The 10,000-nt window shown below is 60.3% G+C and carries 9 protein-coding genes; 2 read left to right on the forward strand and 7 right to left on the reverse strand.

The genetic code is table 11. The features are described from left to right. The coding region (locus tag LDL37_RS02455; RefSeq protein WP_290793810.1) for a PQQ-dependent sugar dehydrogenase at positions 1–652 on the forward strand (652 nt) is incomplete at its 5' end. Positions 653–783: 131 nt separating this feature from the next. On the opposite strand, the gene LDL37_RS02460 is transcribed toward LDL37_RS02455, so the two are convergent. From LDL37_RS02460 to rbfA, 6 genes are all read right to left on the reverse strand, one after another. Next, on the reverse strand, positions 784–3,009 hold the full coding sequence (locus LDL37_RS02460) for a TonB-dependent receptor (protein WP_290793813.1): 2,226 nt from the start codon (positions 3,007–3,009) through the stop codon (positions 784–786). A gap of 161 nt (positions 3,010–3,170) precedes the next feature. Further along, the gene (locus LDL37_RS02465; RefSeq protein ID WP_290793816.1) at positions 3,171–3,845 is read right to left on the reverse strand and encodes a pentapeptide repeat-containing protein; all 675 of its coding nucleotides are present in this window, start codon (positions 3,843–3,845) and stop codon (positions 3,171–3,173) included. A gap of 166 nt (positions 3,846–4,011) precedes the next feature. Continuing rightward, complete coding sequence (pnp, locus tag LDL37_RS02470) at positions 4,012–6,264, reverse strand: polyribonucleotide nucleotidyltransferase (protein WP_290793819.1); 2,253 nt, start codon at positions 6,262–6,264, stop codon at positions 4,012–4,014. A gap of 346 nt (positions 6,265–6,610) precedes the next feature. Then, on the reverse strand, positions 6,611–6,880 hold the full coding sequence (gene rpsO / locus LDL37_RS02475) for a 30S ribosomal protein S15 (protein ID WP_013477720.1): 270 nt from the start codon (positions 6,878–6,880) through the stop codon (positions 6,611–6,613). A gap of 33 nt (positions 6,881–6,913) precedes the next feature. Further along, complete coding sequence (gene truB / locus LDL37_RS02480) at positions 6,914–7,867, reverse strand: tRNA pseudouridine(55) synthase TruB (RefSeq protein WP_290793849.1); 954 nt, start codon at positions 7,865–7,867, stop codon at positions 6,914–6,916. Positions 7,868–7,869: 2 nt separating this feature from the next. After that, positions 7,870–8,340, reverse strand: coding sequence for a 30S ribosome-binding factor RbfA (rbfA, locus tag LDL37_RS02485; protein ID WP_126422088.1), 471 nt, complete (start codon positions 8,338–8,340; stop codon positions 7,870–7,872). 138 nt (positions 8,341–8,478) lie between these two features. On the opposite strand from rbfA, the gene LDL37_RS02490 reads away from it, so the two are divergent. Continuing rightward, entirely contained in the window at positions 8,479–9,681 is a 1,203-nt protein-coding gene (locus LDL37_RS02490) for a DUF418 domain-containing protein (protein WP_290793854.1), read from the forward strand. Between the two features lie 73 nt (positions 9,682–9,754). Here the strand turns inward: LDL37_RS02490 and LDL37_RS02495 are convergent. Next, positions 9,755–10,000 (reverse strand): hypothetical protein (locus tag LDL37_RS02495; protein ID WP_290793857.1); only part of this gene is annotated, 246 nt, incomplete at its 5' end.

Below are 10,000 nucleotides of genomic sequence, written 5' to 3' on the forward strand. Positions count from 1 at the left end.
CGTCTTTTCGAAAGACGGGCAATACCTGTTTATCACCGTCGGTGATCGCGCCAATCAGCGGCCTCTGGTGCAGCGGCTCGATACCACGATCGGTAAGACGCTGCGCATCCGCCCGGACGGCTCGATCCCCGACGACAATCCGTTTGTGAAGACGGCCGGAGCCAAACCGGAAATCTGGAGCCTTGGGCACCGCAATCAGCAGGGGGCCTTTGTGCACCCGGAAACCGGCGATCTGTGGACCAATGAGCACGGTCCGCAGGGCGGTGACGAAATCAACATCGTCAAGCCGGGCAAGAACTATGGCTGGCCGCTGATCACCTATGGTGAAGAATATGGTGGCGGCAAGATCGGTCAGACGGCAAAGGAGGGGCTGGAACAGCCGCTCTATTACTGGACCCCGTCGATGGCCCCCGGCAATATGGTCTTCTACAACGGGCCGTATAAACAGTGGCAGGGCAAGGTGTTCGTCGCCTCTTTGAAGTTCAAATATCTCGGCATGATTACGCTGGAAAACGGCAAGGTGGTGAAGGAGGAAAAGCTGCTCACCAACTTCATGGAACGCATCCGCGACGTGGTGCAGGGGCCGGACGGTGCGCTCTATGCGGCCTTTGACAATGCCGAAGGCCGCATTGTGCGCGTGGTGCCGAAGTAACGCCGATCGTATTGGGGTGAAGGGGTCGTGACCCCTTCGTCTTCTATAACAACAAGAAAGGGCGATCCCGTAAAAGGGGTCGCCCTTTCTTGTTGTTCCAAGGTCGAGGGGCCGCAGCCCCTCGACCCCTTTTACATCCCACCCGGACGCGGGCCCATGCCGGGGCCGCCCATCATGCGCATCTGGTTTTGCTGCGCATTGGCCGGAGCCGGGCCGCCAAAGGTGTAGCGCAGACCGACGTAGAACACACTGGCCTGCTGGCTGCGGCTCGATTCCGAATAGACGGTCTTGGTGTCGGTATAGCTCACCGACTTGCCCGTGTTCAGCGGATCGCGCACCGTCACCGTCAGGGTGGCTTTCGGCGTCAGCTTGCGGGCGTAGGTGATGTTCCCCATACCGAACGGCTCGGTATAGCCCTGCCCGGTCAGGGTCTTGCCGCGCGCGAAGAAGAAGGCCTGAAGCGTGTCTTTCGGCGTCAGGGTGTAGGTGAAGTTCATACGGCCATTGACCGAATCCGCTTCCTGCGTGCCATTGGCCGGCGTGGTCAGTTCGGTGCGCGCAACATCGCCACCCAGAGACAGGTTCAGCTTTGGCGTCAGCTGACCATTGATATTGACTTCGACGCCGCCCGCCGTGCTCGACCCGCCGTTTTCCTGCGTCGTCAGCAGCACATTGCCCGTCAGGAAGCGGCTCGTCTGCGTGATGACGTCGTTGTTTTCGCGGTAATAGCCACGGATCTGATAGTTGATCTTGGGCTTGGTCACCTCATAACCCACTTCGAACGAGTCCGTTTCCTGCGGCTTGAGGTTCGGGTTGCCCTGACTGACGTTCTGCGCATCGACATAGGTGATCGCCGCATTGAGCGCCTGCGGGTTCGGACGTTGCAAACGACGCGCGTAGGAGAAGCGCAGCTTGGCCGTATCCGACAGCAGGTAGGTGGCGAAGAAGCTGGGGCTGACCTTGGTGTAGTTGATGCTGGTGCGCGTACCCGTATTCGCCAGCAAGGTGTCGAGGTCGAGGTTTTCGACGCGCACGCCGCCCAGAACCACCCACTTTTCGCCAAACGGCTTCTGATAGGTGGCATAGGCCGCACTGATGGTTTGCTTGTACTGGAAGCTGTTGGACAGCAGGGTGTTGCCAAGGCCATCCGCCCCGATACCGGTCGATTCATTGCTGACCGTATTGTCGTCGCGCGTGATCTGAATACCCGTGGTCAGCTGATCCGTGCCGACCGGGCGGTTATAGTCGATGCTGAATACGGCGCTGCTCAGCGCGCGCGACGAAATCTTGGTGTCGGTGGTCGTCGATACGGTCGGCAGGGTGAAATTATTGATATTGACGTATTCGCTGCCGCCCGTCGAACGGCTGATGCGCAGATCGGCCTTCAGGGTTTCACCCGGCAGGTTGCCCGTATGGCTCCAGGTCAGGGCCAGGCTTTGGTCTGAGCCCGGGTTTTTGGAGCGCGACTGGTTGATATAGCGCTGAGTCGCGGCCCCAAGCGCATTATAGGTCGCCGAAACGCCGGTGCCTTCGCTGGTGAATTCCCGCTTGTTATAGGTCACCTGCGCGCTCAGGGTGTTGGTGTCGTCCAGATTATAGTCGATACCGCCATTGAGGGCGAAGTTGGTGAAACCGCCGGTACCTTCGCCATTGGAGTCGGTGCGCGAAACGATATTGCCATTGGCATCACGATTGATCAGGCGGCGCGTCGTGCGGCCTGTGCCGCTTTCGTCGCGGTAGTTGATGCCGCCATTCAGCGAAATCTTGCCCACCGTATAGCTGCCGTTGACGCCGCCATTGTAGCGACCATCGCCCACAGCGACATTCGCCGAGCCGAAGCCGCCCGGACGGCGGTTCTTGCGCATCACCAGATTGATGATGCCGCCCGTGCCTTCGGACGAAAACTGCGCACCCGGATTGTTCATCACTTCGACGGAGGAAATATCACCGCCTGACATGGCCTGAATGGCCCCGGCGCGGTTGTCGCCCTGCATCATGGCCGAGGGCTTGCCGTCGATATAGACCTGCACATTGGTATTGCCGCGCAAAGCGACATTGCCGTTGGCATCGACCGTGACGCCCGGCACCTTGTTCAGCGTGTCCGCCGCCGTACCAATGGCCGCGTCGGCATTTTTGGTATTATCATAGACCTGACGGTCGATACGGTTCTGCGACTTCGCGCCGGTAACGGTGATGGTGGTCGGCTCGTCAGCCTTTTCAGGCGTCTTTTCGGGTGTCTTCTGCTCGGCAGGCTTTTCAGCGGGGGCGGTGGTGGTCTGTGCCGCCGCGGCGGACACCAGCAAAAGTGAGGCTAGGACGGACAGGCTGGTGCCGGCGAGGCGTTTGGAAGAGGACATGTGGGTGCTCTGAGAAAATGTATGGGCGGGCAGGTCCGCCGTCCTTATACGACGCGATGGCGCACCCCCGTTGCTTTCTCCATACATTATTTTGCAGATATGACCCGTTAAACGTTTGTAATTTTGGGTAATTTTGTGGCGTTTGTTGCGCGTGCGAAATGTTATCGCACCTTAAGTCCCAGTTCCGAAAGGAGTTCTGCGGCCTGAGAGCGCGAAATGGTCGCCCCTTTGAAACGGCGCGCATCCTCAAGACGCACACCGCCGATATCCGTTCCGCGCAGATCCGCCCCTTCAAAGCGCGCATGATCGAGCAGGGCATCGCGCAGGCTGCATTCTTCGAACACCGCCTGCCGGAAATCGCAGCCTTGCAGATCGGCATTGGTCAGATCGAGCGATTTCAGCGTCTGTTTGACAAAGGCAAAATTCTTCAGCCGCGCGTCATTAAGTCGGCAATCCTCAAAGCTGACGTCCATATTGCGGCTATGGCTGAAATCGGCCCCGGTCAGCTTGCAGCGCAGAAAACGCGCCTGCGCGAGGCCAGCCCCCTTGAACGGGGTGTTGTTGAAATCGCAAGCCGTGAACTGCGCCTCGGTCAGATCGGCGGAGGTAAAATCGGCCTGCCCGCCCTTGCAGGAAATAAATTGCGCCTGCTCCAGCTTCGCCCCGCGAAACTTGGTCTTGCGCAGGATGCAGTCTTCGAACACCCAGCCGTTCAGAATAAAATCGCTGAGGTCCAACCCCTCGGCCTCACAACCGACCAGCCGCACCGGCTCACCCTTGTTGGCCAGAAGCAGGATCGCGCCACGGTCAAAGATTTGGTCGCTGAGTGTGTGCATCGGAAAGCTTTAACGCTTTGCGGTCATGGGGTCGAGGGGCCTGTGGCCCCTCACCTTGGACCCATAAAAAAGACGGCCCCAAAAGGGACCGCCTTTTTATAGGCTTAAAAGATGAAGGGGTCATGGATCCCTTCACCCCGGAACACAAGCGTTAGTCGCGGCGCGCCTAGTCTCTTCTGGGACGACGCGAGCGGCGCGGACGGTCGCCGCCCGAACGCTCTTCGCCACCTTCATCGCCATCGGCTTCCGGTGCTTCACCCGAAGCCGCACGGGCCTCGTCACGGGCGGCCTTTTCGGCGGCCAGCTTTTCGGTGAGGTCTTCGCCGGTTTCCTGATCGACGACCTTCATCGACAGCTTGGTCTTGCCGCGATCATCAAAGCCCAGGAACTTCACCTTCACTTCGTCGCCTTCGCTCAGGACGTCCGAGGTCTTGGCGACCTTTTCGTTCTTGATCTGCGAGATGTGGACGAGGCCGTCCTTGGCGCCAAAGAAGTTCACGAACGCGCCGAAATCGACGACCTTCACGACCTTGCCCTTATAGATGGCACCGATTTCCGGCTCCGAAGCGATGGACTTGATCCAGTCGCGGGCGGCGTCGATCTTCGACTGTTCCGAAGCGGCGATCTTGATGGTGCCGTCTTCGCCGATGTCGATCTTAGCACCGGTCTTTTCCACGATTTCGCGGATGACCTTGCCGCCCGACCCGATGACTTCGCGGATCTTGTCGGTTGCGATCTTGATCGTCTCGATCTTCGGCGCAAATTCACCCAGCTCTTCGCGGGCACCCGAAATGGCCTTGTTCATTTCACCGAGGATGTGCAGACGGCCTTCATTGGCCTGACGCAGCGCCTTGGTCATGATCTCTTCGGTGATGCCCGGAACCTTGATGTCCATTTGCAGCGAGGTGATACCCAGCTCCGTACCGGCCACCTTGAAGTCCATGTCGCCCAGGTGATCTTCGTCACCCAGAATATCCGACAGAACCGCATAGCCGTCCTTTTCGAGGATCAGGCCCATGGCGATACCCGATACCGGACGCTTCAGCGGCACGCCGGCGTCCATCAGCGACAGCGAGGTGCCGCAGACAGTGGCCATCGAGGACGAGCCGTTCGACTCGGTGATCTCGGAAACAACGCGCAGGGTATAGGGGAATTCTTCCGCCGACGGCAGCATCGGGCGGATGGCACGCCATGCCAGCTTGCCGTGGCCGATTTCGCGGCGGCCCGGCGAACCCATGCGGCCCGCTTCACCCACCGAGTACGGAGGGAAGTTGTAGTGCAGCAGGAAGCGTTCCTTATAGGTACCTTCCAGCGCATCGATGAACTGCTCGTCTTCGCCGGTACCCAGCGTGGCCACGACCAAGGCCTGAGTTTCACCACGGGTGAACAGGGCCGAACCGTGGGTGCGCGGCAGGACGCCGACTTCCGACACGATCTGACGGACCTTATCGACGGCACGACCGTCCACGCGCTTGCCGTGGTCGATGATGTCACGACGCAGGACGTCGGCTTCGCATTCCTTGAAGGCCGAACCGAAGACGGCAGCTTCGACGCCTTCCGGGTTCTCTTCGGACTTCACCAGAACGGCCGCGGCCTTCTTCTTGGCTTCGCCAACGGCGGCGTGACGCTCGTGCTTGCCCTTATGGGCATAGGCGGCGATGATGTCCGGGCCGACCAGTTCCTTGATCTTGGCCACGACGTCCGAGAAGTCTTCGGCTTCGAATTCGAAGGGCTCCTTGGCGGCGTGTTCAGCCAGCTCGATGATGGCATCGATAACCGGCTGCATACCGGCATGGGCGAACATCAGCGCGCCCAGCATCTTGTCTTCCGACAGTTCCTGCGCTTCGGACTCGACCATCATCAGGGCGTCCTGCGTACCGGCGACCACGAGGTCGAGCGCGCTTTCCTTCATCTGATCCAGAGTCGGGTTCAGGACATATTCGTCATTGATGACGCCGACGCGGGCACCACCGATGGGACCCATGAAGGGCACGCCCGACAGGGTCAGAGCCGCAGAGGCGGCGACCATGCCGAGGATGTCCGGATCGTTTTCCATGTCGTGCGACAGCACGGTCACGACGACCTGAACTTCGTTCTTGAAACCCTTGACGAACAGGGGGCGGATCGGACGGTCGATCAGGCGCGAAACGAGCGTTTCTTTTTCGCTGGGGCGACCTTCACGCTTGAAGTAGCCGCCCGGAATCTTACCGGCGGCGAAGGTCTTTTCCTGATAGTTGACCGTCAGGGGGAAGAAGTCCTGACCCGGCTTCGGCGCGCGGGCATAAACCACGGTCGCCAGCACGGTGGTTTCACCGTAGGTGGCCAGCACGGCGGCGTCCGCCTGACGGGCGATACGGCCGGTTTCGAGCGTCAGTTTGCGCCCGGCCCACTCGATGGTTTTTCTTTTGATGTCAAACATGTGTGTCTTTCTGTCACCCGGCAGGCCCATTCCTGACGGGGTGGCTGAAGGGTGGCGGCCTGACTGGGCGGCGACCCGGTGTAAGAAAGGGCGAATCCCTTCCCGAAAATATCTGCCGTATCGTCCGGCAGATGAGTAGTGTCCCGATTTGATGGGACCGTCACGCGAATTTGTGTGCCCGGTCCGCGTTCCGGGTATCCATAGAGCCGGTTTCCTTCCGATGGTGAAACCCGGCTCTATGCCTTTACCTTGTCGCGCCTGTGAGTCCGAAAACCGCTTGGCACGTTTCGGCACGCGCTTGAATACAATCAGGGCCTGACGTTGCGTCAGGCCCTGAGAGATAGTCTTAGCGACGCAGACCCAGGGTCTCGACGATCGCCGTGTAACGGGCGGTGTCGGTGGCCTTGAGGTAGTCCAGCAGGCGGCGGCGTTGCGACACCAGCTTCAGAAGGCCACGACGGGAGTGGTTGTCCTTCTTGTGCGTCTTGAAGTGCTCGGTCAGGTTGGCAATGCGCTCCGACAGGATAGCGATTTGCACTTCGGACCCACCCGTATCGTTCTCCGAACGGGCGTGGGTCTTGATCAGTTCAGCTTTACGCTCAAGCGTGATCGACATCGGGGTCTCCTTTCACGGACAAGGTCCGCAGGGTTACAGGTTGATAAGGCGTGTGGGGTAAAATTGCCCCAGACGCAATTCGCCCAGGGCAACGATGTCTCCGTCCCGGTGCGCCCAAAGGGTACGCCCGTGCTCCGATTTTCCCGATTGTGACCGGATTTTCAGAGCGTCTTCCGCCGTTTGCGTGCGGGAGAAGGACAGGGGGATTTCGCGACCCTGTTTGAGCCTTGTGGCCTCGTCTTCCGTCACAGGCAGGGCCGGGATGTCGTCCAGCGCCGTCTCTACGGGAAGCAAAGCGTCCAAAGCGGCGTCTCTATGCCTCAAATCCTCTAACTTTTCCACCCCTGCGGACAAATTAATGTCGAAGCCGCCGACGCGCTCACGGCGCAGCGCACTGACAACGCCCAGCACGCCCAGCTCCAGCGCGAGGTCGCGCGCAATGGCCCGCACATAGGTGCCCTTGCCGCAATGAAGCAGGAATTCGGCCTCATCGGCGGAAAGAATACGCTCCAGCGTCAGGTCGTGCACGACCACCGGCCGCGCCTCCAGCTCGACCTCCACGCCTTCGCGTGCCAGATCATAGGCGCGCTGCCCATCGACCTTGATCGCCGAAAAGGCGGGTGGAGCCTGTTCGATCTCGCCGATGAACTGCGGCAGGACGTCGCGGATTTCCGCCTCGGTCGGGCGCAGATCGTCCTGTTCGAGGATGTCGCCTTCGAGGTCGTAGCTGGCTGTGCGCTGCCCCCAGCGGACGGTGAAACGATAGACCTTGTCCGCTTCCATCAGGTAGGGGACGGTCTTAGTCGCCTCACCCAGAGCAATGGGCAGGATGCCCGACGCCATCGGGTCCAGCGTACCGGCGTGCCCGGCCTTTTGCGCGTTGAACAGACGTCGCACGAAGCTGACGGCCTGAGTCGAGCCCATCCCTACGGGCTTGTCCAGACAGACCCAGCCATTGACCAGATCACCTTTTTTCTTACGTGCCAAGGTTAGTCCTCGTCCTCATCCTCAGGACGCGGATCGTTTCTGAGGTCTCTGGCCACGTCCGGACGCATAAACAGGGCGTCGATACGCGCCGCCTCATTGAAGCTTTCGTCATGCAGGAAGCGCAGGTCCGGCGTGAACTTCATGTCGATCATGCGCCCCAGAATCCCGCGCAGGAACTTGGCGTGACGGTTCAGCGCCTCTATCGCCGGGGCGATCTTGTCCTTAGAGATGGTCACGCCGCCCAGGCCAGCCCCCAGCGGTTCCACAAACACCGTGGCGTGGCGCAGGTCCGGTGAACAGCGGACTTCGGTAATGGTGATCGAAACCCCCTGCAGGGCCTCGTCGTGCAGTTCTTCTTCGCGCAGGATTTCCACCAGCGCGTGACGGACCAGTTCGCCGGCGCGCAACTGGCGCTGGCTGGGTCCCTGAGCCTCGGCCTTGTGGCCGCGGGTTTTATCGGAGTGTCTTTTCATCCGCCCCCTATAAGCCTTTTTGACAGATTTTCCATGAGATTCTGCACGCGCAGGGCGCGCTTGCCAGCCCCTGATAACGTTGTCTATAGTCTCGCGATAAGGCCCGACCACAGAGCGGGCCATTCAGGGAGAAACAGTATGGCCACCCCCAAGAGTGTCCCTTCGACGCCGCAGCGTCTGGAGGGGCTGGATGCCCTGCGCGGTTTTGCGCTGTTTGGTCTGTTCATGGTGCATATGCCGGAACTGTTCGAACTGTACTGGGCGCATCCGGTCACTGACCCGGCGCAGCTTCTGTGGCACAACGTCATCTTCACCCTGTTTGGCGGTAAGGCCTTTGCGCTGATGGCCCTGTGCTTCGGCGTCTCCTTCTTCATCATCATGGACAATTCGGCGCGTAAGGGTGTCGATTTCACCGGACGCTTTCTGTGGCGGCTGGCGGTCCTGCTGATCATCGGCCTGTTGCACGGCCTGTGGTATCGCGGCGATATACTGGAGGTTCTGGCGCTCATGGGCGTGCTGCTGGTCCCCTTCTATCGACTGAAATCCACCGCTCTGATCGCCACCATCGGCGTGATCTGCCTGCTCCAGCCTTTGATGTGGATTCAACTGGGGGCCGCGCTGAACGGGGCCGACTGGGCTAATCGCCCGTTCGGTTATTGGGGCGGCACGATCCCCGAAGCCTATCTGACCGGCAAGAGCCTCCTTGAGACCGTGCGTCAGAACTGGGTGGACGGCCATCCGTTCAAGTGGATGTTCATGTACGAGTCCGGCCGCCTGAGCCAGATACTGGGCCTGTCCCTGATCGGGCTCTGTCTGGGGCGCATCGGCTTTTTCAGTCAGCCGGAACGCTTCGGGCGGGTGCGCCTGATCGGTCTTGTCCTGTCGCTGATCGCCGCCCTTATTCTGTGGCACAGTCAGGGCCTGATCAGCGGCCTGATCCCGGCGACTGAGGCATCGCGTATGCCCAATGCCCTGTGGTCCGGCATCTGGTCCAGCCTGACCGACCTCAGCATCATGCTGACCCTGATGTTCGGGTTCCTCAGTCTCTATTACGGCCCGTTGCATCGCGGGCTGAACGCCTTTGCTGCCCCCGGCCGCATGACGCTCAGCCTTTACGTGGGGCAGTCACTGGTCTTCGTGCCGGTCTTCTACAGCTTCGGTCTGGGGCTGCACGCCACGATGAGCCAGTCGGAAGCGGTTCTTCTCGGCCTCGTTGCCTTTGCGGCACAGATGGGTCTGGCGCACCTGTGGTTCCGCCATTTCCACTATGGCCCGCTGGAATGGCTGTGGCGGGCGGCGACCTATTTAACGCTTAAAGTACCTTTTAAACGCAAGGCTTAGGTCGCCGCTCTTTTGTTGCGCTAACGCTTCGCTCTTTGAGCGCGGGCGACCAATCTGACGCTTAAAGTCCCGTTCAGCCGCGCGAAATAAAGGCATTCAGCGGCACATAGAGGCCCAGCCGGTTCCACGACGCCGCCTGCATCAGGGTGCGCAGCCAGTTGACATAGGCCTGCGCCATGGCAAACGACAATTGGTAATAGGCCATGACCATGCGCGAAATGGCGTCATTAACCTCATAGCCGACAACGATATCGGCCTCATCCGCGGGCGTCTCAGCGACCGGCTGAAAGCGGATCGGCGGCGTTTCGACCGGCGCGAC

Source organism: Asticcacaulis sp. (genome assembly GCF_020217185.1).
In the GTDB taxonomy this organism is placed as follows: Bacteria; Pseudomonadota; Alphaproteobacteria; order Caulobacterales; family Caulobacteraceae; genus Asticcacaulis.

Bases quoted from the DNA above. Each gene is read 5' to 3' on its own strand.
- LDL37_RS02460 (WP_290793813.1), bottom strand. From the start codon at position 3,009: ATGTCCTCTTCCAAACGCCTCGCCGGCACCAGCCTGTCCGTCCTAGCC.
- LDL37_RS02465 (WP_290793816.1), bottom strand. From the start codon at position 3,845: ATGCACACACTCAGCGACCAAATCTTTGACCGTGGCGCGATCCTGCTT.
- pnp (WP_290793819.1), bottom strand. From the start codon at position 6,264: ATGTTTGACATCAAAAGAAAAACCATCGAGTGGGCCGGGCGCAAACTG.
- rpsO (WP_013477720.1), bottom strand. From the start codon at position 6,880: ATGTCGATCACGCTTGAGCGTAAAGCTGAACTGATCAAGACCCACGCC.
- rbfA (WP_126422088.1), bottom strand. From the start codon at position 8,340: ATGAAAAGACACTCCGATAAAACCCGCGGCCACAAGGCCGAGGCTCAG.
- LDL37_RS02490 (WP_290793854.1), top strand. From the start codon at position 8,479: ATGGCCACCCCCAAGAGTGTCCCTTCGACGCCGCAGCGTCTGGAGGGG.